General features: G+C 59.1%; 21 protein-coding genes and 1 pseudogene. 6 read left to right on the plus strand and 16 right to left on the minus strand.

From position 1 onward, the window contains the following. Positions 1-12: 12 nt before the first annotated feature. From rfbD to rfbB, 4 genes are read right to left on the minus strand one after another with little or no spacing between them, the layout of a single operon-like run. Positions 13-897, minus strand: a complete 885-nt coding sequence (gene rfbD / locus HB675_RS10820; RefSeq protein WP_213878295.1) for a dTDP-4-dehydrorhamnose reductase — start codon at positions 895-897, stop codon at positions 13-15. Then, positions 894-1,439: a dTDP-4-dehydrorhamnose 3,5-epimerase gene (gene rfbC / locus HB675_RS10825; protein ID WP_213878296.1), complete on the minus strand. Its 546-nt coding sequence runs from the start codon at positions 1,437-1,439 to the stop codon at positions 894-896. Before rfbC ends, rfbD begins: the two co-directional genes overlap by 4 nt. Beyond that, the gene (gene rfbA / locus HB675_RS10830; protein ID WP_213878297.1) at positions 1,436-2,311 is read right to left on the minus strand and encodes a glucose-1-phosphate thymidylyltransferase RfbA; all 876 of its coding nucleotides are present in this window, start codon (positions 2,309-2,311) and stop codon (positions 1,436-1,438) included. The genes rfbC and rfbA overlap by 4 nt, the downstream gene beginning before the upstream one ends. Further along, positions 2,308-3,390 (minus strand): dTDP-glucose 4,6-dehydratase, encoded by a 1,083-nt coding sequence (gene rfbB / locus HB675_RS10835; RefSeq protein ID WP_213878298.1) that lies wholly within the window; start codon positions 3,388-3,390, stop codon positions 2,308-2,310. The genes rfbA and rfbB overlap by 4 nt, the downstream gene beginning before the upstream one ends. A gap of 399 nt (positions 3,391-3,789) precedes the next feature. Between rfbB and aguA the strand changes: the two genes are divergently transcribed. The 4 genes from aguA to HB675_RS10855 all read left to right on the plus strand — a co-directional run bounded on the left by aguA (position 3,790) and on the right by HB675_RS10855 (position 7,660). Continuing rightward, positions 3,790-4,896 carry an agmatine deiminase gene (aguA, locus tag HB675_RS10840; RefSeq protein WP_213878299.1) on the plus strand — a complete coding sequence of 369 codons (1,107 nt, stop codon included), beginning with the start codon at positions 3,790-3,792 and terminating at the stop codon, positions 4,894-4,896. A 183-nt stretch (positions 4,897-5,079) separates the two neighbouring features. After that, on the plus strand, positions 5,080-5,274 hold the full coding sequence (locus tag HB675_RS10845; RefSeq protein WP_213878300.1) for a hypothetical protein: 195 nt from the start codon (positions 5,080-5,082) through the stop codon (positions 5,272-5,274). 183 nt (positions 5,275-5,457) lie between these two features. After that, positions 5,458-6,096 (plus strand): CatB-related O-acetyltransferase, encoded by a 639-nt coding sequence (locus HB675_RS10850; protein ID WP_345945763.1) that lies wholly within the window; start codon positions 5,458-5,460, stop codon positions 6,094-6,096. A 529-nt stretch (positions 6,097-6,625) separates the two neighbouring features. Then, a complete protein-coding gene (locus tag HB675_RS10855) occupies positions 6,626-7,660 on the plus strand; it encodes a glycoside hydrolase family 5 protein (protein ID WP_218626512.1) in 1,035 nt (344 codons plus the stop codon). A gap of 39 nt (positions 7,661-7,699) precedes the next feature. Here HB675_RS10855 and HB675_RS10860 read toward each other — a convergent pair whose 3' ends face one another. The 9 genes from HB675_RS10860 to HB675_RS10900 form a co-directional block, all read right to left on the minus strand. Further along, positions 7,700-8,464, minus strand: coding sequence for a glycosyltransferase (locus HB675_RS10860; protein WP_213878301.1), 765 nt, complete (start codon positions 8,462-8,464; stop codon positions 7,700-7,702). Then, complete coding sequence (locus HB675_RS10865) at positions 8,427-9,707, minus strand: hypothetical protein (protein ID WP_213878302.1); 1,281 nt, start codon at positions 9,705-9,707, stop codon at positions 8,427-8,429. Before HB675_RS10865 ends, HB675_RS10860 begins: the two co-directional genes overlap by 38 nt. A gap of 29 nt (positions 9,708-9,736) precedes the next feature. Continuing rightward, the gene (locus HB675_RS10870; RefSeq protein WP_213878303.1) at positions 9,737-10,705 is read right to left on the minus strand and encodes a GDP-L-fucose synthase; all 969 of its coding nucleotides are present in this window, start codon (positions 10,703-10,705) and stop codon (positions 9,737-9,739) included. A gap of 2 nt (positions 10,706-10,707) precedes the next feature. Continuing rightward, a complete protein-coding gene (gene gmd, locus HB675_RS10875; protein ID WP_213878304.1) occupies positions 10,708-11,832 on the minus strand; it encodes a GDP-mannose 4,6-dehydratase in 1,125 nt (374 codons plus the stop codon). A 58-nt stretch (positions 11,833-11,890) separates the two neighbouring features. Continuing rightward, positions 11,891-12,994 carry a glycosyltransferase family 1 protein gene (locus tag HB675_RS10880; protein WP_213878305.1) on the minus strand — a complete coding sequence of 368 codons (1,104 nt, stop codon included), beginning with the start codon at positions 12,992-12,994 and terminating at the stop codon, positions 11,891-11,893. Between the two features lie 761 nt (positions 12,995-13,755). After that, positions 13,756-16,002 carry a polysaccharide biosynthesis tyrosine autokinase gene (locus tag HB675_RS10885; RefSeq protein ID WP_213878306.1) on the minus strand — a complete coding sequence of 749 codons (2,247 nt, stop codon included), beginning with the start codon at positions 16,000-16,002 and terminating at the stop codon, positions 13,756-13,758. Position 16,003: 1 nt separating this feature from the next. Then, positions 16,004-16,537 (minus strand): polysaccharide biosynthesis/export family protein, encoded by a 534-nt coding sequence (locus tag HB675_RS10890; protein ID WP_213878307.1) that lies wholly within the window; start codon positions 16,535-16,537, stop codon positions 16,004-16,006. Between the two features lie 37 nt (positions 16,538-16,574). Continuing rightward, positions 16,575-17,741, minus strand: coding sequence for an outer membrane beta-barrel protein (locus HB675_RS10895; protein WP_213878308.1), 1,167 nt, complete (start codon positions 17,739-17,741; stop codon positions 16,575-16,577). A gap of 50 nt (positions 17,742-17,791) precedes the next feature. Further along, positions 17,792-18,889: an acyltransferase gene (locus HB675_RS10900; RefSeq protein WP_213878309.1), complete on the minus strand. Its 1,098-nt coding sequence runs from the start codon at positions 18,887-18,889 to the stop codon at positions 17,792-17,794. Positions 18,890-19,587: 698 nt separating this feature from the next. Between HB675_RS10900 and HB675_RS10905 the strand changes: the two genes are divergently transcribed. Next, positions 19,588-20,856: a diguanylate cyclase gene (locus tag HB675_RS10905; RefSeq protein WP_345945760.1), complete on the plus strand. Its 1,269-nt coding sequence runs from the start codon at positions 19,588-19,590 to the stop codon at positions 20,854-20,856. A 10-nt stretch (positions 20,857-20,866) separates the two neighbouring features. Here HB675_RS10905 and HB675_RS10910 read toward each other — a convergent pair whose 3' ends face one another. Both HB675_RS10910 and HB675_RS10915 read right to left on the minus strand, forming a co-directional pair. Then, positions 20,867-21,202 (minus strand): DUF305 domain-containing protein, encoded by a 336-nt coding sequence (locus HB675_RS10910; RefSeq protein ID WP_213878310.1) that lies wholly within the window; start codon positions 21,200-21,202, stop codon positions 20,867-20,869. Positions 21,203-21,277: 75 nt separating this feature from the next. Further along, entirely contained in the window at positions 21,278-23,236 is a 1,959-nt protein-coding gene (locus tag HB675_RS10915; protein WP_213878311.1) for an acyltransferase family protein, read from the minus strand. Positions 23,237-23,375: 139 nt separating this feature from the next. Here HB675_RS10915 and HB675_RS25800 point away from each other — a divergent pair, with 139 nt between their 5' ends. Next, positions 23,376-23,504, plus strand: a complete 129-nt coding sequence (locus HB675_RS25800; protein WP_256737512.1) for a hypothetical protein — start codon at positions 23,376-23,378, stop codon at positions 23,502-23,504. A gap of 127 nt (positions 23,505-23,631) precedes the next feature. Here the strand turns inward: HB675_RS25800 and HB675_RS10920 are convergent. Then, positions 23,632-23,813: pseudogene (locus HB675_RS10920) on the minus strand (hypothetical protein); the annotation flags it as partial.

A 23,813-nucleotide genomic window follows, 5' to 3' on the forward strand; every position in this document is an offset into this window, starting at 1 on the left:
GCGCATTATCACCTATCGCTGGGTGGCCAGGCACTGCGTCAATGCCGCCTGCCAGTGGGGCAGCTGAATATCCCAGCGGGCTTGCAGGCGACTGCAGTCCAGGCGGGAGTTCAGCGGGCGCTCGGCCGGGGTCGGGTATTCAGCCGAGGCGATCGGCGTGAGCGTGGCGCACGCCTTGCCTTCGAGTTGCAGGTGGCGGCCGATCTCCTCGGCAAAACCGAACCAGGAGGTTTCGCCCAGGCCGCTGAGGTGGTAGGTACCCCACGGGCCGGGTTGGCCATCGCGCCAGTGTTGCATCAGCGTCGCCGTGGCCTGGGCAATAGTGCCCGCCCAGGTCGGTGCGCCGATCTGGTCGGCAACGATGCGCAGCTCCGACTTTTCCTGCAGCAGGCGCTGCATGGTCAGCAGGAAGTTGCGCCCGTGCAGCGAATAGACCCAGCTGGTGCGCAGAATAAGATGCTGGCCACCGAGGGCGCGGATGGCCAGTTCGCCCGCCAGTTTGGTACGCCCATAGACGCTCAATGGGTTGGCGACATCCTTTTCGATGTAGGGGCTGTTCTTGCTGCCGTCAAACACATAGTCGGTCGAGTAATGCACGAAGGGCACGCCCAGGCGCACGGCTTCCTCTGCCATCACCGCAGGGGCGGTCGCATTGAGGGCCAAGGACAACGCCTCTTCGTTTTCTGCCAGGTCCACGCCCGTATGAGCCGCTGCGTTGATGATCAGATCCGGGCGCAGCGCCTGGATGTACTCACGCATCTGCTCTGGCCGTGCGAGATCAAATTGATCCCGGCCCGGCAAGTGCAGGTTGCCCATGCTGGCGAAGCTGGTTTGAAGCTCGCGGCCGACCTGTCCATTGCGACCAATGATAAGGATTTCGAGCAAGGGTGCAGTCATGGGAACAGATCGGCCTCTGCCAGCGTTTTACCCGATGCATCCTTGCTCGATAACTTCGGTTCACCCTTGAACTGCCAGTCGATCCCCAACGCCGGATCGTCCCAGCGAATGGAGCGCTCGGCCGACGGGTTGTAGTAATCAGTCGTCTTGTACAGAAACTCGGCGTTCTCGCTCAGCACGATGAAGCCGTGGGCGAAGCCGGGTGGAATCCACAGTTGCCGGCTGTTCTCGGCCGACAGGCGCACCGCCACGTGCTGGCCGAAAGTCGGCGAACGGCGGCGGATGTCGACGGCCACGTCGAGCACTTCACCGGCGATGACCCGCACCAGTTTGCCCTGAGGGTTTTCGATCTGGTAGTGCAGACCACGCAGCACGCCCTGCTGGGAGCGCGAGTGGTTGTCCTGCACGAACGACAGCGTCACGCCGGTGCCTTCAGCGAAGGCCTTGGCATTGAAGCTCTCGTAGAAGAAGCCGCGCTCGTCGCCGAAAACTCGCGGCTCGATAATGAGCACATCGGGCACTTCAGTGGCGATCACTTTCATTTTGCTTCCCCGGCCAAGGTGTAGAGGTACTGACCGTAACCGGTTTTGCCGAAGTACTTGGCGCGCACCAGCAGCTCGTCATGGCTGATCCAGCCATGCTGGTAGGCAATCTCTTCCAGGCAAGCGACCTTCAGGCCCTGACGGTGCTCGATGGTCTGCACGTATTGCGAGGCCTCCAGCAAGCTGTCGTGGGTACCGGTGTCCAGCCAGGCAAAGCCACGGCCGAAGCGTTCGACATGCAGGTCGCCACGTTTGAGGTAAGCGTTGTTGACGTCGGTGATCTCAAGCTCGCCACGGGGCGACGGCTTGATTTCCTTGGCGATGCGGACCACTTCGTTATCGTAGAAATACAGGCCGGTCACGGCATAGCTCGAGCGCGGCTTGGTCGGTTTCTCTTCGATGGACAGGGCGCGGCCCTCGGCATCGAAGTCGATCACGCCGAAACGCTCCGGGTCCTTGACCCAGTAACCGAATACGGTGGCGCCAGTCGGGCGGTTGGCAGCACGGATCAACTGCTCGCTGAAATGCTGGCCGTGGAAGATGTTGTCGCCGAGTACCAGGCACACGGCGTCATCGCCGATGAACTCCTCGCCGATCAGGAAGGCCTGGGCCAGGCCGTCCGGAGACGGCTGTTCGGCATAACTGATGTTGACGCCGAACTGGCTGCCATCGCCCATCAACTGGCGATATTGCGGCAGATCGTGTGGCGTGGAGATCAGCAGGATGTCGCGGATGCCGGCCAGCATCAGTACCGAGATCGGGTAGTAGATCATCGGTTTGTCATAGATAGGCAACAGCTGCTTGGATACACCCAGCGTGATGGGGTGCAGGCGCGTGCCCGAACCACCGGCCAGTACAATGCCCTTTGTCATGCGATCAGATCCTTAGGTTGAGTAAAGCCCAGACGCTCGCCCTGGTAGCTGCCATCTTGCACGCGGCGGCACCACTCGAGGTTGTCGAGGTACCACTGCACGGTCTTGCGCAGGCCGGTCTGGAAAGTTTCTTCTGGTACCCAGCCCAGTTCCCGCTCGATCTTGCTGGCATCGATTGCGTAGCGCTGGTCATGGCCAGGACGATCGCTGACGAACGTGATCAGGTCGGCATAATTGGCCACCCCGGCCGGACGTTGAGGGGCCAGTTCTTCCAGCAATGCGCAGATGCCGCGCACCACATCGATGTTTTTCTGTTCGTTGTGGCCGCCGATGTTGTAGGTCTCGCCGACCACGCCTTCGGTCACCACCTTGAACAGGGCGCGGGCGTGATCTTCGACGAAGAGCCAGTCACGCACTTGCAGGCCGTTGCCATACACCGGCAGGGGCTTGCCCGCGAGGGCATTGAGGATCACCAGCGGAATCAGCTTCTCGGGAAAGTGGAACGGCCCATAGTTGTTCGAGCAGTTGGTGATCAGCACCGGCAGCCCGTAGGTGCGCTGCCAGGCGCGGACCAGGTGATCCGAGGCGGCCTTGCTGGCCGAGTAGGGCGAGCTGGGCGCGTAGGGCGTGGTTTCGGTGAACAGGTCGTCGATACCGTGCAGGTCGCCATACACCTCATCTGTCGAGATGTGGTGGAACCGGAACGCGGCGCGCTCGTCGGCGGGCAGGGTCAGCCAGTAGGCGCGTGTGGCCTCCAGCAGGCTATAGGTGCCGACGATGTTGGTCTGGATGAAATCCGACGGGCCATCGATGGAGCGGTCCACGTGGGACTCGGCTGCCAGGTGCATGATGGCGTGTGGCTTGAAGCGCGTCAGCACGGCGCTGACGGCGGCCTGATCGACGATGTCGGCCTGGACGAATTCATAGCGGGTATTGGTTGCCACGCTGGCCAATGATTCGAGGTTGCCGGCGTAGGTCAGTTTGTCGAGATTGAGCACATCGTGCTCGGTGTTCGCGATCAAATGGCGAACCAATGCCGAACCGATGAAACCGGCGCCGCCGGTGATGAGAATTCGCATATAAAGGAGACCTTCTTCCATAACTGACAAGCTACCGTTCGGCGCATAGCTTGTAAGTTAAAACGGGGGCGCGCAAGCACGATTCGTCATGAAAATACGCTTATTGGCAAAGTAATTCACGGACTTCACAAAACCGTTCAACGACCTGCCTGATATCGACGTCGATCCTGAGACAAAGGTGCAACTCCCGGCAGTATGAGAGGTCGATATGACCGTTTTTCAGCGCGTTGAGCGAATTTTTTCAGCCCGGCGGTCTGTCAATACGAAATATCCGATATTTATCGATAAACAGGGGGTGAGGCCAGCGTTTTTGTTGGTCAATTTTGCTTCTGAAGCCCTTCCAGTTCCGATATCTATCGGTTATAACCCTGATATTCGATTGAGAACCCGAGGTCTTCGATGACAACCCTGAACAGCACCCCCCGCGCCGATGGCTTTCATATGCCTGCCGAATGGGCCAGACAAAGCCAGGTCTGGATGATCTGGCCCGAGCGGCCGGATAACTGGCGGCTGGGTGGCAAGCCGGTGCAGGCGGCTCACGTGGTGCTGGCCAAGGCGATCGCCCGTTTCGAACCGGTCACCGTCGGGGTGTCCGCCGGTCAGTACGACAATGCTCGGGCGCGCCTGGACCTGCCCGACATCCGTGTGGTCGAGCTCAGCAGCGACGACGCCTGGGTGCGTGACACCGGTCCGACCTTTGTGATCAACGACACAGGTGAAGTGCGCGGGGTCAATTGGGGGTTCAATGCCTGGGGTGGTTTTGACGGCGGCTTGTATTCACCGTGGAACCGTGACGAGCAGGTCGGCGGCAAGATCCTCGAAATCGAACACTGTGAGCGCTACGCCCCGGAAGACTTCATTCTGGAAGGCGGTTCCATCCACGTGGACGGTGAGGGCACGCTGATCACCACCGAGGAGTGCCTGCTCAACCGCAATCGCAACCCGCACCTGTTTCGCAAGGAAATAGAAGAGGTGCTCAGCGAGCAGCTGGCGGTGGACACCATCATCTGGCTGCCCCACGGCCTGTTCAATGACGAGACCGACGGTCACGTCGACAACTTCTGCTGTTACGTACGCCCCGGCGAAGTGTTACTGGCTTGGACCGATGATCCGCAAGACCCCAACTACGCGCGCTGCCATGATGCGCTGAGCGTATTGGAAAACACACAAGATGCCAAAGGTCGCACGCTGACGGTGCACAAAATGCCGATCCCCGGGCCTTTGTTCGCCACCCAGGAAGAATGCGATGGGGTCGACCCAGTCGCGGGAACCCAGGAACGCCACCCTTCCGTACGCCTGGCCGGGTCCTATGTGAACTTCCTGATCGTCAACGGCGGGATCATTGCACCGAGCTTCGACGACCCCAAGGATGCCGAGGCAAAGGCCATTCTGGAGCGTATTTTCCCGGAACATGAAGTGGTTATGGTGCCTGGACGCGAGCTTTTGCTGGGCGGCGGAAATATCCACTGCCTGACGCAGCAACAGCCGGCGGGTGTGCGCCGCTGAGCTGGCTTTCGCATTCAGTGAGAAAAAAGCCCGTTCATGTAACGGGCTTTTTGTATCGGCGCAGAAATCTCCAAGTGAGTGGCACAGGATTTGTATCGTTTGTCGAACGGTGGCTTACAAAGCAGCGATTTTGTAACGCGCATACCGTAGATTTTGCCGCTCATGAGTTCGGGGAGAATCCAAATGAGAGCAGTCACCGAGTCGGGATCACACATCCTCAATGGCGAGAAGCTGCAGGCCTTGGCGGTCTGGTGGAAAAACAACGGTGCTATCCGTTATCGCCAGGAAGATGCCCGTGTGGCCATGGTCCAGCGTTATCCAGCCGGATTGCTCAGCGACGATGAGCTGGAAGCCTTGACCGGTTTTTTCATCCGCTGAACCCACCCTCAGGATCAGGGTTGTCAGGGGCATGATGCCCTCCCTCCAATGCGCTTGAATCCCTCCTTGCCCCCCCTCGAAAGTAAGTTATTTCAGAATATTCCGAAATGTCACATCATGTACCATCGATGCCGGGACGGATCGTTTTGGTATCCGACGGATGACTACACTGGAATCGGTTTTGTGAAGTTCTGGGACAAAATTCGCGAAAGAAAGCTGCGCAAGCATTTGCGTCAATTCGACAAGCTGGAACGTGGCACAGAGAAAATCCGCCTGCGCTACCCGCACTTTACGGTGGGCGTGGGTACGTATGGCATCCCGCAGGTCACCCAGTTCGGTGATGACGCCACCACTCTGAGAATCGGCTCGTACACCTCCATTGCTTCGGATGTGCGAATCCTGCTGGGCGGCGGTCATCGTATGGACTGGGTCAGCTGCTATCCCTTTCCAGAGATGTTTGACGAGCTCGCTGATATCGAAGGCATGCGCCCGACCAAGGGCGATGTGGTGATCGGCAGTGACTGCTGGATCTGCACCGGCGTGACCATCCTGTCCGGTGTGACGATTGGCCATGGCGCCGTGGTGGCTGCCGGTGCCATGGTCACCCGGGATGTCCCGCCCTATGCGGTGGTGGGCGGCAACCCATGCAAATTCATTCGCTGGCGCTTTGACGAGCCGGTGCGCGAGCGCCTGCTGGCCTGTGCCTGGTGGGATTGGCCGGTGGCGCACGTGAAGGCGGCGTCGCGGTTGTTGTGCAGTGCTGATATGGAGAGTTTTCTGCATTACGCGGAAAACTGTGACGGCGTTAACAAAACAAGTTGAAATTTATCAGTCTGCCAGTATTTGTATCTGTTCCCCTACAAATACTGGCAACTTTCAGGCTGTCAACTTGTGCACTTCCCATGGATTGAAACTGCATTGTCATCTTCCATTTCGTATCTGACAAACAACGGCACAATTGCACGAAAAATTGGCGCCTGAGCGTTGACGTACGTCAAAAATGGCTCGATTTTGCTCGAAAATCTCAAGAGAACGCACTTCAGAGAACCGATTCAGCTACCCGCCGAACGGTCGTGAGCCCTTTAGAACAAGGGTTTACGGCACGTTGAGCCACTTGGGTGAAAAACACTTCACCTACCGGGCACGGTTCCTGCTTTGACCCCGGCAAGGACCTTTCTTCTGTCGCCAGGCAGGCTAGCGAGCACGGTATGAACTGTGTCGCCACTGTGCAGATTGGAAATAGCTTTACAGTCACCTGATCAGGAAATGATCTGTTTCGCCCTCAGAAGCAGGACTACCGTTATTTAACGCTTTGGTGGAAGTACGCCGCAGCATATCTGGAGAATGAAAGATGAAACGTTTCATCTGGGCAGTTACTTTGGCGTTTGCTTGGCTCTCTGCGCCCTCAGCGAATGCGCTTCAACCCCTGACCGATGGCGGCGGTGCTCCGCTGGTTCACCTTAACGTGGCCGCGGCCGGTTGGGGTGGTTCCGTGGTGCCTGGCACCGAAGGCACCAACTATGTATTCCCGACCGCTTCGTATTTGAACAAGTGGCAGAAAGGCGGCATCCGCGTCATTCGTTTCTCGATCCTGTGGGAGCGACTGCAGCCGGTCATGAATGGTCCGTTTGCGTCGGTTTATGCCAAGCGCATCGACACCTTCCTGGCGCAAGCGGCTGAACGCAACATGGGCGTCATCATCGACATCCACAACTATGGTCGGTATTACAACCAGATCATCGGCACCAGCGCTGTACCCACTGCGGCCTACAAAAACCTGATGAAGCGTGTTGCGCTGCGTTGGGGTGCCAACCCGGGTACTCACGGCTATGACTTGATGAACGAGCCCTACGGCGACGCCGATACCTACTGGAAAACCAACGCCCAGGCCGGTATCGAGGGTGTGCGTATGTATGACAAGGTCCACCCGATCTATGTCGATGGTCGTTCGTGGTCGAACACCACCATGTACCCGGATTTGAACGGCGACCTGTTGTTGCTCAAGGACCCGAACAACAACCTGGTCTACTCGGCCCACCTGTATCTGGATGACGGCAGCAGCGGTGCATACGCCAACCCTATCACCGGTACATTTGATCCAATGATCGGTGTCAACCGAGCCAAGCCTTTCGTGGAATGGCTCAAGCGCAACAAGCTGCGCGGCCAACTGGGTGAGTTCGGCGTACCGGATAACGATGCCCGCTGGCTGACCGCGATGGACAACCTGCTGTCGTACCTGCACGACAACTGCGTGCCGCTGGCCTACTGGGCTGCCGGTCCATGGTGGGGCAATGACCCGCTGGCCATCGAACCCATCAACGGCGTAACCCGTCCGCAATGGCCGACGCTGGCCAAGTGGATCGCCAAATCCAACACCTGCCCTTGATCCACCTGGGCTGAGCGACACTTCGAATGGGCAGCGCGGTCAGCTGCCCATTTGTCCACGTAGCAACTTGCTGTGTGTATGCAGGTAATGCAGCACATACAAGCCGGTGGCATGAAGGCTCGAGAGATTCATGTACCGTTTGCGTATCAGCAAGTCTTCCTTCAGCGCATCGAACCTGCGCACTTGCGAAACCCCGGTGGTGTCGAAATCGCAGAGAATCTGCGGAATCTTCAACACACCTGTGTCGGGGTTTACCGCCGAAACAAACTCCACAATCATGCAATAGTCAGCCGACAATGGAAAATCTTCGCGAAAACGGATCTGGTTCAACCGGTCGTTCTCGAAGTACATCGCCTGGTGGCTGCTGATCATGCCCAGCTTCAAGCGTTCAAACGGCTTGGCCTTGACTTCGCGCAACTGGCCCTTGCTGTTGGACAGGCAGTAGTCGCCATAGACGTATTCCGGCTTGCCCGGCGCGGCGGCGATCGCTTCTGCGACCTTCTCCAGCACCGTGGCGTCGTGGAAGGTGTCGCCGCTGTTCAGGAACAAGGTGTACCCCGGTTCGGCGGCGGCCTTGACCAGGCCCTTGTTCATGGCGTCGTACAAGCTGCGGTCGCGCTCCGACTTCCAATCGGTGTAGTCGTTATCCAGGCCGCTCAGCCACTCCACGGCGCCGTCCGTGGAATTGCCATCAACCACCAGCCAGCGAAAGTTGCGATAGGTCTGGGCCTGCACACTGACGTGGGTCTTGATCAGGCCCGCCAGGTTATTGCGGTTTATAGTGACGATATGAAATCGGGTCATGGCGTGGGTTCTCTATTCTGGATTCGGAGGTGGCACGCGCCTTGGACGCATAAAGGAATGCGGCGGCAGCAAGGCCAGAAATCTCACCCCCATACATGATCGAGTTGGCAAGCACCATGTTGAACAGGCTAAACCAGAAATCCAGCTGGAACGCGGCCAGCATGTCGTTCTTGTTTTTGCAGTTGCGCATGATGCGGATAAACCCCAGGTAATAGGTCAGGGCAATCAGCGGCGTGAAGAAGCCAAAGCGGTAATACACACCGACGATGCCGACATCCGAAAGGTAGAACCAGTCGTTATAGAGCGCAGAAAAGCCTCCTTGCCATTGCAGTGATAACGCACCCAAGCCGACAAAATGGTTCCTTGCCACGTCCCGAAGCGTCAGGGCGATGGTGGTGTCCCGTACACTGGATCCGTCAGTAGCCTCGCCCAGCAGGGCATTGAATTTGTCGTATTGGTCAGTGATCGCGGACGGCATGATCACAAACACCAGGGCCAGTGCTACCACGATCAACCCCGCCATCTGGAACAACGGACGAGGCTTGCTGCGGAACACCCAGCAGGCTGCCAGTGCCCAGATGATCATGGTAGTTCGGGTTTGCAGAACCAGCCACAGGTACAGGGCAAACAGACCCAGGATGCCGACCTTGACCACGGTCAGGTGGCGCTTGATGCTGTACATCAGCATAAACGCGCAGATCTGCACGTAGTTGGCACCAATCCGATAACGGTCCGGCCGCAGCAGGTTGTCGTCGGGGCTCATGGTCTTTTCATCCACGGTGAAACCGACGTTGGCCGTCTGTGGAATGATCTTGAAGTAATACAGAAAGCCGACGAACACGCAGGCCAGGCCAGAGACCAGCATGAAACGCTCGATCTGGTCCTGGGTCGGCTTGGTCTTGACCATCAGGAAGTAGGCCGGGAAGAACAGCAGGTAGGTAAAGCTGCGCCGCTCCTCCAACAGCCCGTACAGCAAGGGCTGGCCATAATTCAGGTTAGCGAGGATGGCCGACATGACCGGGAGTACCACGCCGAACAGCACAATCCATGCAGCCGTTTTCGATTGATGAGCTTGTTTCCACAACATCAGCAGTATGAGTGCCGATAGGACAATGCCCGCCAGGAAGGCTTCGCGAAAAAGCGGGATCCCGGCAATCTTGTCATCGGTGAGAAAAAAGCACTGCGAGTCGAGCAGCATAATCACAAATAACAGATTTCGATGGGCGAGCAGGGTTTTGATCACGTTGCGGTACCTTATGTCCGGTCACTACTTCATCCGCGTGCCTGGCTCTGGTTCTCGATAAACCAGCCGTAGGCGTCTTTTAACCCTTCTTCCAGCTCGATACGGGCTTTCCAGCCCAGCTCTTGCAAACGCGAAACATCCATCAGCTTGCGCGGCGCACCGTCAGGCTTGCTGGTGTCGTACGTCAGCTTGCCCGGGTAGCCGATCACCTTGGCCAGCGTGTGCGCCAACTCGGCAATGCTGCAATCGACGCCGCTGCCGACGTTGATATGAGACAGCATGGGCTGGGTAAATTCCTGGTAAGTGGCCGAGTCCAGTTCCATCACGTGGACACTGGCATGGGCCATGTCATCGACATGCAGGAATTCGCGTTTCGGCGTGCCACTGCCCCAGATAACCACTTCGGGCAGATGCTGCTCGGTGGCCTCATGAAGGCGGCGTAAAAGGGCCGGAATAACATGGCTGTTTTCCGGGTGGTAATTGTCGCACGGCCCATAGAGGTTTGTCGGCATCACACTGCGATAGTCACGACCGTATTGGCGGTTATAACTCTCGCAGAGTTTGATCCCGGCGATTTTGGCGATCGCGTAGGGTTCGTTGGTCGGCTCCAGAACGCCGGTCAGCAATGCCTGTTCCTGCATCGGCTGGGGGGCCTGGCGCGGATAAATGCACGATGAGCCCAGAAACAGCAACTTCTGCACGTCGTGCAGGTGGGCGCTGTTGATGATGTTGGCTTCGATCATCAGGTTTTCGTAGATGAACTCGGCCGGGAAGGTGTTGTTGGCATGAATGCCGCCCACCTTGGCCGAGGCCAGGTACACCTGGTCGATGCGTTCCTTGGCAAAGAAAGCCTGCACGGCCGCCTGATTGGTCAGGTCCAGTTCCTGGCGGGTGCGCACGATCAGTTCCACATCGTCTCGACGACCGAGCAGGCGCACCAGCGCCGACCCGACCATCCCGCGATGCCCAGCCACAAAAATGCGTTGGGTCTGCGCCATTATCAGTTCTCCAGCGAGACTGGCAGGTCAAGGCCATGGCTACGCAACAAAGCGTGGCGCTGGGCGATCTTGAAGTCTTCGCGAATCATTTCCGCGCACATGTCCTGCACGGTGATCTCCGGTACCCAGCCCAGGTTCGCCTTGGCCTTGGACGGATCGCCCAGCAAGGTTTCCACTTCGGCGGGGCGGAAGTAACGTGGGTCGATGCGCACGATGGTATCGCCGACTTTCAGGGCCGGGGCCTTGTCGCCAGTGATGGTCTCGACAATGGCCTGCTCGTCCACGCCGGTGCCTTCAAAGCGCAGGGTGATGCCCAATTCCTGTGCCGCCCAGGTGATGAACTGACGGACCGAGTATTGAACGCCAGTAGCGATCACGTAATCCTGGGCCACGTCCTGTTGCAACATCATCCACTGCATGCGGACGTAGTCCTTGGCATGGCCCCAGTCGCGCAGGGAATCGATGTTGCCCATGTACAAGCAAGGCTCCAGGCCCTGGGCGATGTTGGCCAGGCCGCGAGTGATCTTGCGGGTCACGAAAGTCTCGCCGCGACGCGGCGATTCGTGGTTGAACAGCACACCGTTGCAGGCGTACATGCCATAGGCTTCACGGTAGTTGACGGTGATCCAGTAGGCATAGAGCTTGGCCACGGCATACGGCGAGCGTGGATAGAACGGTGTGGTTTCGCGCTGAGGAATTTCCTGCACCAGGCCGTACAGCTCGGAGGTCGACGCCTGATAGAAGCGAGTGGTCTTTTCCAGGCCCAGCAGGCGAATGGCTTCCAGCAAGCGCAAGGTGCCCATGCCGTCGACATCAGCGGTGTATTCAGGCGACTCGAAGCTCACGGCTACGTGGGACTGTGCACCCAGGTTGTACACCTCGTGAGGCTGCACTTCCTTGACCAGACGCGTCAGGTTCGACGAATCGCTCAGGTCCCCGTAGTGCAGAAACAGGTTCGGCGAGGTGACATGCGGGTCCTGGTAGATATGGTCGACACGCTGGGTGTTGAACGAGGAAGCGCGGCGTTTGATACCGTGTACTTCATACCCTTTTTCCAGCAACAACTCGGCCAGATATGAACCGTCCTGGCCGGTGATGCCCGTGATGAGCGCGCGTTTCTGTTCCATGTCTATTACCTTCGAAAAGTCCGAGAGAAGCAGTGTTGTCGGGGCAAATAGCGCCGAATCAGCCTGCTGCCTTGTGGTAGGCAGTCAGGGTTTCCTTGGCGCACTTATCCCATGAGAAGTGTTTCAGGCGTTCGACGCCCTTGTTCACCAAGTCCTGCAAGCGTGTGTCGCTGTAAAGTTCCGTTTCGAGTACATCACGGATATTGTCGATATTGTTCGGGTCGAAAAATGCCGCCGCATCGCTGATCACTTCCGGCATCGAGCTGCTGTTGCTGCTCATGACCGGGCAACGGTGCGCCATGGCCTCCAGCGGCGGCAGGCCAAAGCCTTCATAGACCGAGGGATAGACGAAGGCCTTGGCTTCGTCATACAGACGGCCGAGGTTTTCATCGCTGCCGCCGACCTGACGAATCTGGCCTTCCTTGAACTTGAGTTCGGTGAACATCTGCTGCTCTTCCTGGGTAAAGCCACCCCCGCCGAAGGCGACGATGTCGAAATCCCTGAGCAGGCGTTCGGACGAGGCCACGGCCTTGACCAGGCCGGAGAAATTCTTGTAGCCGCCACGGTGGCCTACATACAGCAGGAACGGGCGGGTGCCGGGGGCGCTGTCGATATGCACCGGGGCTTTTTTCATCTGATCGAAGCCGTGGTAGATCACCGAGATCTTTTCCTCAGGCGTACCGAACAGCTCCATCAGATCACGCTTGGTGTTCTGCGAGATGCAAATGATGTGGTCGGCGCGGGCCAGGCTGGCGCGCTTGAGGTCCGACGAGTGATCGAACCGGGAAAAGGACTGCGGAAAGCGCTCGTGGATCATGTCGTGGATGGTGACTACGCGCGGCAGGTGCTCGTCGCCCGAGGGCTTGGCCGCGTAATAGGTCTCGTGCACCACATCGGGCGCCCAGCGGTCGATGGAGCCTTTGGAAACCATGCGGTTCCACATGGAAAACAAGCGCGCAGTGCGCGGGGGAAACTTGTCCAGCTGGGTGCCCTGCAGGAGCCCCTTCGGCAACTCGTCGACATGCCGGTTTCGATGGAAAGGCGCAAAGATGCGCACTTGCTGCTGATCGGCTGATAGCTGCTCGGCCAGGCGCACGTAATACCTGGAAATGCCGCCATACGTCTGTTGGGTGAACGTCTGGTAATCGTATGCGATTCTCATCTGTCACTTACCTGTGGTTGAGTTGGCCCAAATCAATGGGCTGGGCCGCGGCCGATAACCTGCGGTCTACCGGATGAAATATCTAACTGCATTGCGTGCACAGAGCGTTGCCCATCCGACGGCCTGCTGGAAGGGGGTGTACCGAGTCTGAAGACTCAGGACGTTATCGACAGCTGTACGTTTGATCGTTGAAGCAAGCTGTTCGTCAGAAAACCGGCGCCTTAGGTGGCTTTTTGCCGCTGGAGAACAGTGCTGGCGAACAGTACGATCAAAAATTGGCTCATCAGTTCCAGAGTCACTGCACATGCTCGCAACGATGTGCCAGAAATCACGCAAGTTTCACCAAAGCCGGGCAACAGAACCAGGCGAATGAAGCCGACCCGATACTGCATGACCGACCGCTTTACGGCGGTTAGCGCTACCCCGCAGACAAGACTAGCTGGGGATTGGCGGGCGGACAGTTTGAGGAGCAACGCAGCGCAATTTTTTATTGTGGGCAGCGACGGCCGGCAGCCGGCCAAGACGGCTGCCGGGCAGCCAGGTTTTGCGAGACAGCGTGGAGACGACCGCAAGAGCGAGTGCCCGACAGGCTGTTCGAATTCAGAATGGTCCTGGACTCGGGTGTTGTCTACCGAGCAGGGGACGTGAGGTGGGCAAGGCAACTATACGAATGACGCCGTGCACAGGCACGGCGTATCCGGACAACACAGTTGGTTGCACGCTGCCTTGCGCCCGAAGTGGGCGAAGGCAGCGGCCGGGCATCACTGAATCTGCAATGCGCCGTAGTGCTCGTAGGCGCCGAGGTGGTTCTGGTTCGGGTTCTGCAGCAGATCGACCTGGTTGAGCACCACACCACGCATCGGCGCGCCGCTCTGGACCAGCTGATTGATGCCTTTCTGCGCCAGGGCCACCGAAGTGCTCTGCGATTTGATCACGTAGATCACGCTGTCTGCCAAGGTGCAGATCAACGCCGCGTCACTGACTGCCTGGCTCGCCGGGGTGTCGATGATGATGCGATCGTAGTTGCCCTTGACCCACTCCAGGAACTGCCCGAAGCGAGGCGAGGCCAGCAGCTCCAGCGGGTTCTCCGGCAGGGTGCCGACGGTCAGCATGTCGATGCGGCCGAACGACTGGATGCACTCCTCAGGCTTGGCGTGGCCAGCGATCAGGTCAGCCAGGCCCAGCGAAGTACCGGTCAGCCCCAGGTTGCGCGCCAGGGTCGGGCGACGCAAGTCAGCCTCGATGAGCAGCACGCGTTCCAGTTTGCCCAGCGCGAACGCCAGGTTCACCGCGATGGCCGATTTACCTTCACCCGGAATGGACGAGGTCATGACCACCACTTTGTTCGACGCGTAGCTGTCGTTCAGCATGACGTTGGTACGCAAGGTACGAATCGCTTCGCAGAACGGACCGTCTTCGTTGAGCTCGTATTGCTGGCCGATCGTCTGGTTGCGACGTTTGCGCAGCATCGGCACCACGCCCCAGATCGGCAGGTTGATCTGTTTGCGGATGTCATCACTGGTACGGAAGGTATTCTTGATCGCATCGCGAGCCAGCGCCCAGCCTACACCGATCAGCAAGGCCACAACGGCGGCAATGAAGATGATCAGCGGCTTGTTCGGCGAGTAAGGCAGGAACGGTGCGATAGCCGGGTCGACCACCTTGATGTTCTGCGCCTGGATGTCGCCTGTGGCTGCCGTTTCACGCATGTGCGACTGGAACGAGTCATACAGCTGACGGTTGCTGTCAACGTCGCGCTGCAGATCACGCAGTTGGAATTCCTTGCGGGAAATGTCCTGGATCTGATTCTTGCTGGTGTTGACCGAGGAGCGCAGCGACGCTTCGTTGGCCACAGCCAATTGGTAGTTGCGCTGAATGCCACCGACCACTTGCTGTACTTGCGAGTTCAGGCTGGCCTTGGCGGCGTTCAGGTCCGAGCGAGCGGAGATCATGGCCGGGTATTTATCCCCGTAACGCTTGCTCATCTCGTCGACCGTGGCCTGGGCCTTGGCCACTTCGGCACGGAACTGCTGCACGACCGGGTCCTGCATCACCGCCGGCTCGCTGGCCAGGCGTTCCAGGCCTGCGCCCTTCATGCCCTGGATCTGGCGCCATTGGCTTTCGGCTTCGGCACGCTGACGCGTGGCGTCAATCATGCGGTCGCTGGTGGCGGCCAATTCGTTGGAGGTGATGGTGGACACGCCACCGGTGGCGCCGCCAACATCGACCAGGCCTTGGGCATCACGGTATTTCTGCAGCTTGTCTTCAGACGCCTTGAGGGCCGCCTTCAGTTCCACCATGCGGCCATCCATCCACTCGGTGGTTTCCTTGGCGCCGCCGACGCGGGTTTCCTGCTGACGGGCAATGTAGGCATTGGCCAGGCCGTTGGCCGCATCGGCAGCCAGCTCAGGGTTGGTCATGGCGACGGTGATGCCGACCAGTTGGCTTTTGCCGACTGCAGCGATCTTGGTCTGGTCCATGAACTTCTTGGTGGCCGCGTTGAACGCTTCGGTGTCGGTCAGCGGATGATCGTCCGACGGTGCCAGGGCCGGGATCAGGTGACCGACCCAGTTATGCACCTTGCCCAGCAGGGAAGTCTGCTGACGCGGATCGAATTCCGGGGTCTTGTCCAGACCCAGCTGAGTGACCACACGCTCTGCCAACACACGGCTCTGAATCAGGGCCATCTGCGTCATCACGTAGTCGCTGACCGTGATGGTGGTGTTGTTGTCAGCCACGCGCTCTTTTTGCAGCAAAGAAGGATCATCGGGCTGGATGACCAGCACCGACTGGGCCGCGTACACCGGGGTCAGTTTGTGGGCCACGACGCTGGCCACGACCACTGAGGCAACTACCAGGGCGAGGATCGGGTAGCGGCGAGTCCAGATCGAGTTCCAGATCTTGCCCGGCTCGATGTGATCGGGGTCGACCGGCGTCGTCACCGTGGGCGCTTCGCGCCATTGCACAGGTGCTTGCTGGTTCTGGTTCCTGACTCTCAAGTTACTCATATCAGAAGAACCCCTGCTGAACATTGATGGTGTCACCTGGCGCTACCGGATCATCCAGCTTGGCTTTCTCTTCCTTGTGGGTAGGATCGGAAGCGCGGATGACGGTAATGCGGCTGTCGGAGCCACGCTCGGTCAGGCCTTCACCCAACGAGATCGCACCGCTGACGCGCAGGCCTGGCTGATACGGGTAGCCGCCGGGCTTTTTCACTTCGCCATTGATGAAGAAGGGACGGTACGTCACGACACTCACAGAAACCTGCGGATCGTTGAGGTAACCGTTTTTCAGTCGTTTCACCATTTCATCGGTGACTTCGGCAGTGGTGTGGCCCTTGGCCTGGACATTGCCGATCATGGGGAAAGACAGGACGCCCGCGTCATTGACGGGGATTTCCTTGAAAGTCAGACCCTCTTCACCGTACACATTGATGCTCAACACATCACCCGAGCCCAGTCGGTAGCCATCATCCACGGTGGCCGCAAACACGCTCCCCGACACCAGAAACAGCAAAGCGAATACTACATTTTTTACAGTCATGGCAAAGGCATCCTAATAAGCGCTGACAAGTCGTCCCTTAGAGGCTGAACGTAAGGCCCAGGAGGTAGATGTTGCGTTGGTAGGTGTATTCACTCGAGGTCGAATCATCGTTGTAATGCTTGTAGCTGACGTTAGCCGCCACCCAACGACGCACTTGCCAGGTCACACCGCCACCGAAACCATTGAGCTTGTCCTTGCGCGCCTCGCCACCCTCGTAATCACGGTCCTCGTGAAGAACGTTGAGGTTGGTCTTGATGCGCGCGGACCACTCGTGATCCCAGTCCAGGCTGGTGCTGGTCAAGTGCACGCTATAGGCACTGTCGTCGCCTTCATCGAACGATTTTCGCGACTTGAGTGTGACCGTGGAATAGCTGCGAGGTTTCCACGACGCCCCCAATTCCCACGTGACAGCCTTGTCATCGTTGGACGAACCTTGATCAAAGTCCTTTTTCTCTTCACCGATCTTGAACAGGCCGCTGGTATTGGCCGTGGCGTTCCACTTGGCACCAATAAGGGCCGCGCTGTCGGTGTTGCTGCGGGGGTTATCACTGGTCAGGTAGTCATACTTGGTATGGCGCACTTCAACCAGGGCACGGGTCTTCTCGCTTAACGCGTGATAGAAGGTACCGCGCAGCAGCGTGGTATTGCGTTCCTGCTCGTCGTTGATACCGTCGGAGTTCTGGAAGCGCAGCTCCTGGTAGTTCGCACCCACGTCGATCTGGTTCAAGCCGTTGTCCAGGCCATAGATGTAGCTGGCGCCGGCTTGCTTGACGGTGTACTTGTCGTTCTGCGTACGTTCGGTGGAGTCCACCGTCTGCTCGGCTTTCAGGTAGCCAAGGTTGTACTTGAGACGGTTACGCGCGTTCAGTTCCAGCACGCTGTTGAAGTCCAGGCGCTGGTCGGTGTGGTCGGCGTCGCGCTGGTCCCAGTAGGTCTGCTGGTTGGCCTCGTACTCAAGCTGATAACCCGCGCTGGCGGTGTCGGCCTCGAGGGTGAACTTGGGGTCCACCGAGGTAATCCATGACCCCTGCGCCGTGCTCTTGGGCAAGGTCCGGAAGTTGTCGTCATAGGTGTCGCTGAGGTTCAGAACCGGTGTGAACTTGAAGCCGAACACATCCATGCTCAGCGGCTCCTGGGGGGCAGCCAAAAGATTGAAAGACAGCGAGCTGAGTATCGTCGCTGTCAGTACGTCCGATCTTTTCATATATCTCTTCCATTGGTGACCGAGGCAAGAAGCGTGGGGGCGCGCTGCGATCAGGTGTGAGCATCCGCGGGTACCACGGCTCTTGTCTTGAACTTGTTCAGCCAGCCGGAGGTCGGCTTTTCATACACGAAATACGTTGCCACCCCGACGGTCACGCTCAGCGCCAGACACAGCGCCACGAACGCAATCTCGGTGGCCACCGAATCGACCTTGTAGACGTGCTGGAAGAGGATCCGGCATACCACCAGTGTGAACACATGCGTCAGATACAGGCTGTATGAAGCATCTCCGACAATGCGCAGGCCCTTGAAATTCCGTAGCACGCCATGTATTTCCATGGAGCACAGCCCGTAGACGATAAAAGCCGCCGGAATACCGAAGGCGATCGGTCGGCTGATCACCAGATCGTTGAAGTTGGCCAGGAGCATGAGGGCCAGCGCGGCAAGGGTCATCAGCGTCGCCCAGCCGGAACTGAGCAGCCAGCGGCGCTTGACCAGCATTGCCACTCCGATGCCCATGACAAATTCAAAAACGATCGGGTTGCCGTAGAACTCCAGCGCCGCGCTGTCCTGCGCGTAATACAGGCGCGCCAGCGCAATGACCACGAAGGTGCCGGCCACCAGCGGCAGACGCAGGCGCTGGGGAAACAACAGCACCACGGCAAACACCACGTAGAAGAACATTTCGTAGTTCAGCGTCCAACCCGGCACCAAAATAGGCGTCAGCTTCAGGCCGGCATCAGCAGGGTCCAGGTAGCTGGGGTTGGGCGCGGGAAGGAACATCAGCGACGAAATGAAGTGAGTGATTTCGAACAGGGTATGTTTGAGCAGCGAGGGAGCCAGCAAGGCGGCTGCGCCTGCGGTCAGGGTCAGCATCCAGTACAGCGGGACGATGCGCATCAACCGCTTGAGCAGGAAAGAGCCCGGGCTGACGGTCTTGCCGGACGTGGTGATCCACATCAGGAAGCCGCTGAGCACGAAAAACAGGTCTACGCCGGATTCGCCCATCATCGGCAGCAGCGGTTTTTCGATGCCGAAATTCTTCAACTGCACCACGGAGTGGAAGTACACCACCATCATGGCTGCCACGCCACGCAAATACTGGAGGTAAATAAAGCTGTGCGTCAGTTTGGGGGTGACAGTTTTCAAGGTTGCACTCGCTCTGGCTTAAAAGTGGTAACAATGTCCAAAAGCACGCCATTAACCACCAATGCCAATCATGGGGTAACTCACAAACGCTAACGTTGAGTGACGCGGCAGTCAGCCTTGCCATTGGCAAGTGCGCACCATTCTGAAGCGCGGTGCGCAATTGGGGTCTTGCCTGGGGCGGGTTTCAGAGGCTTCGGAAAAATAACGCAGCGGTCCACATGTTCGAGCGCGACGTCGGCAGCCATAGCTACCGCAGGGAAAATTCCTCTCCCGAGGGCACGTTCACATCGACATACCGTGTGTCCGGTGATAACCCGGGCCAGTTGAACCTATGGCCAAGGGTGAGTCTATGCGACCTGACCTCTCACGTTCAAGCAATACATATGCCTCATCTCTGTGGCTTTCCGATGACCGGGAACCCGCGCCGCTCGCGGCGTTGCCGACCGTCGTGAAACCTTCGGCGCGCAGGGAACTGCAAGGAAATTTCCACACTCTAATGTCGGCTATCTGATAGATTTTATGAACTTAGGCAAATATACCTTACTTGAGTCAATGTGCCATCATTGCTAGCTATTATTCGGACGGATCACCGCCATTGGCCTTGATTTCTGTATCGGCTATGTGACGCAAATAATTAATGTCGACCTGCGGGTTATGTCACGATTCGACAGTCGCAACACCCAGAGCGAGACCGCCCCGTGACACCCGATGTCCAAGGTATCGCCCCGCCGCCGATGAACGATCGGTTCAGCGGCCTGACCCGACTGGCTCAGCACTATTTTGCGGCCAGCAGTGTGCTGCTGGTGGAGCAGGATGAACTGCGTGAGTCCTTGCGCGCCTGCAGCGGCGTGCCGTGCGCGCTACCATTGGACCCCGGGCTGGAAGCGGGCCTGCTGCGCCACCCCCTCATCACGGACAGCGGTCGCCAGGTCGGCGAATTGATCCTGATCGGTGTGTCGCGCCAAGGCCTGGCCGAAACGGACGTCTGCTTGCTGACCGATGTTGCCCAGCTGGCGCTGGATGCCTTGCAGCACGCCCGGAACGAGGCTCGGCTGCAAGAGGAAGTCGAGCGGATGCGCGAAAGCGAAGGGCGCATGGCCCTGGCGATTGCCAACACCGGCACCGGCGTCTGGGACCGCAATATCCTTACCGACGAAGTGCATTATTCAGCCGGCTGGAAGGCCATTCTCGGCTACGAGCACGACGAGCTGACCTCGAAAATCTCCGACGCCTACCAACGTCTGCACCCCGACGATCTGGGGTCTGTGAAGGCGGCCATGGAGGCGCACTTTCGCGGGGAGACCAGCAGCTACGACGTTGAACACCGTGTGCGCTGCAAGGATGGCAATTACAAATGGCTCAACAGCTGCGGCAAGGTGGTCGACCGCGGGCCCGATGGCGAGGCGCGACGCATGATCGGCACCACCACCGACATCACCGAGCGCAAGCGCCTGGAAGCCGAGTTGCAGGGGCTGGCCACCATTGACCACCTGACCCAGTTGCCTAATCGCCGGCATTTTATGCAGCAGTTGGACGCCGGCCTGTCCTGGGCCCAGCGCTCACCCGCTCGGCAATGTGCGGTGTTGATGTGTGATTTGGATCATTTCAAGGCGATCAACGACCAGTGGGGGCATGCCGTCGGTGACCTGGCGCTGCAACACTTTGCCAGCATCGTTCGCGCTCAGTTACGTAAAGGCGACACGGCCGGACGCATTGGCGGCGAAGAGTTTGCGCTGTTGCTGAACGACACCGACAGCCGCAAGGCGCGGCTGTTTGCCACTCGGCTTCAGGCGCGCCTGGCCGAATATCCGCTGATCCACGGGCTCAACTCGCTGAGCATGACCGTCAGCATCGGCATCAGCACCTTGCGTCCCAACGACGCTGGCGCGGATGCCGGGCTGTTTCGCAGCGATCAGGCGCTGTACCTGGCCAAGCAGAACGGCCGTAACCGGGTGGAAGAGGGCTGAGCCCCTCACCTCACTGCGGATGCGCTTGCAGCCAGGCCTTCATCTGTTTCATTTCGGTTTCCTGAGCGGCGATGATGTCCTCGGCCAGCTTGCGCATCTGCGGGTCTTTACCGTACTTGAGTTCCACCTTGGCCATATCGACCGCGCCTTGATGGTGCGGCAGCATGCCTTGGGCAAAGGCTACGTCCGGATCTTTCGACATCACGCCTTTGTGCATCGCATCCCCCATCCCGGCCATGGGTGCCATGTAATCCTTCTGCATCTGCTGAGTGTCGCTGCCGTCAGCCAGCGCCGTACCAGCGCTCAGAGCCAATAAAAGCAGGGCGCACAGGGTGGGCTTGGTCATGAGTTATCTGCCTTGATAGTGAAGGGTGGAATCACCATAGACCTTGCCACAAGGACAAGGTCAAGTTGAAGGTGGCTACAGCGTCAATCCTGTGATGACCGGATCGAATAGAGGTTCGGCTTTCAGCGCGCCTTTATCCGACAAGTGATTGGTGTCGCGGTACAGCGCTTCGCCCTGTTCCTCGGCGACACAGGTCTGACCGTCCGCGCAGAACAACGGCGTCGGGTCCAGCACCCGGACCTGCTTGTCACCTTGGCTCAGCTCAAGGAACAGCTGGTCGATGAAGGCCTGGCGGCTGTCCCGCTCGCTTTGCGGACGCCCGAAACCGGCCGTTGGGGCGCCCAGCATCGCCATCCGCGCCAGCCGTTGGGCGACGTCCACCCGCTGCTCCGGCGCCTCCTTCACCAGCCACACCCGTTTGCCGGCATCGCGCAGGACCTGGATGCTGGCGCGCAAACCGCTGGCCAGCCGTTGCTCGGCATAGGGAATGTCCACCGCCTGACTGCCCGGCGAATGGATCATCAACGTGGTGCGGCCGTTTTCCTCACCCTGGGTGTACAAGCTCCAGTGCGCCACCAGAATTACGTCCTGAATCGGCTGTTGCACCGCCAACCGTTGCGCCTCAGCGTTGAACTCATCGCACACGCGTTCCCGATGCGGCCCCTCGATCGGCGGGCAGGCTGAGTGCCCGGCCAACGCCAGCGAAATCCCGGAGCGCCGAGCCTGCTCGCGCAACGCCGGGGCCAGCGCCGCCGCATGGCTGTCACCCCACACCAGCACCTGCGGCGACTGGGCCGGGCCGAACTGGCACAGCGACTGTGGGCTGAGCCGATGCCGGTCGTATAAACAGTCGAGTTGCCCGGCGCGCCAGGTACCGGCCTTGGCATAGCGCAACGCCTGCGCCGACAGCCGCGAAGGCACGCCCTGACTGCTGCGCACCACCTGCCCGGCCACCACCAACACCAGCATGGCGGCCAGTGCACTGGCCAGCAACGGCCGCCGTCGCGCCAGCCATTGCCGCCGACGAAACGGCCCCTCGATCCAGCGCCACGAGCCATAACCCAGCAACGCACTGCCCAGCATCAGCCCGACCCGCGCCACCGGCGCCAACTGATCGAACGTCACGTAGTTGGCAAACACCACCACCGGCCAGTGCCAGAGGTACCAGGCATAGGAAATCAACCCGATCCCCACCAATGGCCGACTGCCGAGCAGCACGCCCACCCAGGTCGCCTGCCGGCCGTTGGCCCAGATCAACGCCGCAGCCCCCAGGGTCGGCAATAAAGCCGACGCGCCAGGGAAAGGCGTTTGCGCGTCGTACCCCACGACCGCCGCAACAATCCCGAGCAAACCCGCCACGCTCACCCCTTGATACACCGCCCTGGGCAGCTCGCGCCCGGCCGGCGCCACTGCCAGCAGGGCCCCCAGCAGCAACTCCCACGCGCGCATCGGCAGCATATAAAAAGCCGCCTGCCCATGCCGGTGCATTGCCCAAAGGCTCAAGGCAAACGACAGCACCGCCAGCCCGGCCAGTACCTCGCGCCAACGGCGCAGCCGACTCGACAGTCCGACCAGCAACAGAGGGAAAAAAAGATAGAACTGCTCTTCGACCGCCAACGACCAGGTGTGCAGCAGCGGCTGCACCGCCGACGCCGGCTCGAAGTAGCCATGGCCACGCATAAAAAAGAAGTTGGAGCCGAAAAACACCTGATAACGCACCGACCGGCCCAACTCGCTGTAGTCATCCGGCGTCAGCGCCCACCACCCGGCCACCAGCACCGCCGCGATCATCACAAAGAGAGTCGGCAAGATCCGCCGCGCCCGCCGCGCCCAGAAATCGACAAAACTGAAGCACCCCGCCAGTCGCTCCTGCCAGATGATCGAAGTAATCAGGTAACCCGAGATGACAAAAAAAACGTCGACCCCGACAAATCCCCCCGAAAAACCGGGGAAGCCGAAGTGAAACAGCACCACAGGAAGGATCGCCACCGCGCGTAACCCGTCGATATCTCGACGGTAAACCAGACTGCTCATGCCCGCGCCAACCATTATTAGAAGGCGGACATGTTAACGGGCATTTGTAACGGTAAGAACACATTTCCAGACGGAAAGGAACGCTGATCGCGATTCAGGCATCCAACGCAGTAACGCTCATCCGCTGCAGGAGCAAGCCATGAACCACCCCGTCGATGAAAGCCTTCCGGACGATACGCCGGAATACCCGCTGTCCGCGCCGATCAAACCGGATGACCCGGAGCGCAAGAAAGGCGATCGGGAGGAAGAGGAAGGGCCGGCGGGGTAAATGGCTTGGCCTGAGTGCAAATATGTTTGAAGGATCGGGTTGCCCAGCCTGGCTTTGACAAGGCCAAAAAAAACCACCGTGTTCAGGTGGTTTTCTCTGCTTGAAGCCCGTCGCGGAATGCGGGACCTCATACGCGGTTAGCCAGTACGTGGTCGGAACCATCCTGAGCAACGCGAACCAGCGTGCGATCCGAGCCGTCTTGAGCCAGACGGTTCAGGGTGCGATCCGAGCCGTCTTGAGCCAGACGGTTCAGAGTGCGATCCGAGCCGTCTTGAGCCAGACGGTTCAGGGTGCGGTCCGAGCCGTCTT

Source organism: Pseudomonas sp. dw_358 (genome assembly GCF_018449655.1).
GTDB lineage: Bacteria > Pseudomonadota > Gammaproteobacteria > Pseudomonadales > Pseudomonadaceae > Aquipseudomonas.

Coding starts and splice junctions, on each gene's coding strand:
- HB675_RS10890 (WP_213878307.1), bottom strand. CDS start 16,537: ATGACTGTAAAAAATGTAGTATTCGCTTTGCTGTTTCTGGTGTCGGGG.
- HB675_RS10895 (WP_213878308.1), bottom strand. CDS start 17,741: ATGAAAAGATCGGACGTACTGACAGCGACGATACTCAGCTCGCTGTCT.
- HB675_RS10870 (WP_213878303.1), bottom strand. CDS start 10,705: ATGGCGCAGACCCAACGCATTTTTGTGGCTGGGCATCGCGGGATGGTC.
- HB675_RS10915 (WP_213878311.1), bottom strand. CDS start 23,236: ATGAGCAGTCTGGTTTACCGTCGAGATATCGACGGGTTACGCGCGGTG.
- rfbA (WP_213878297.1), bottom strand. CDS start 2,311: ATGACAAAGGGCATTGTACTGGCCGGTGGTTCGGGCACGCGCCTGCAC.
- HB675_RS10855 (WP_218626512.1), top strand. CDS start 6,626: ATGAAACGTTTCATCTGGGCAGTTACTTTGGCGTTTGCTTGGCTCTCT.
- rfbC (WP_213878296.1), bottom strand. CDS start 1,439: ATGAAAGTGATCGCCACTGAAGTGCCCGATGTGCTCATTATCGAGCCG.
- HB675_RS10880 (WP_213878305.1), bottom strand. CDS start 12,994: ATGAGAATCGCATACGATTACCAGACGTTCACCCAACAGACGTATGGC.
- aguA (WP_213878299.1), top strand. CDS start 3,790: ATGACAACCCTGAACAGCACCCCCCGCGCCGATGGCTTTCATATGCCT.
- rfbB (WP_213878298.1), bottom strand. CDS start 3,390: ATGCGAATTCTCATCACCGGCGGCGCCGGTTTCATCGGTTCGGCATTG.
- HB675_RS10860 (WP_213878301.1), bottom strand. CDS start 8,464: ATGACCCGATTTCATATCGTCACTATAAACCGCAATAACCTGGCGGGC.
- HB675_RS10910 (WP_213878310.1), bottom strand. CDS start 21,202: ATGACCAAGCCCACCCTGTGCGCCCTGCTTTTATTGGCTCTGAGCGCT.
- rfbD (WP_213878295.1), bottom strand. CDS start 897: ATGACTGCACCCTTGCTCGAAATCCTTATCATTGGTCGCAATGGACAG.
- gmd (WP_213878304.1), bottom strand. CDS start 11,832: ATGGAACAGAAACGCGCGCTCATCACGGGCATCACCGGCCAGGACGGT.
- HB675_RS10885 (WP_213878306.1), bottom strand. CDS start 16,002: ATGAGTAACTTGAGAGTCAGGAACCAGAACCAGCAAGCACCTGTGCAA.
- HB675_RS10845 (WP_213878300.1), top strand. CDS start 5,080: ATGAGAGCAGTCACCGAGTCGGGATCACACATCCTCAATGGCGAGAAG.
- HB675_RS25800 (WP_256737512.1), top strand. CDS start 23,376: ATGAACCACCCCGTCGATGAAAGCCTTCCGGACGATACGCCGGAATAC.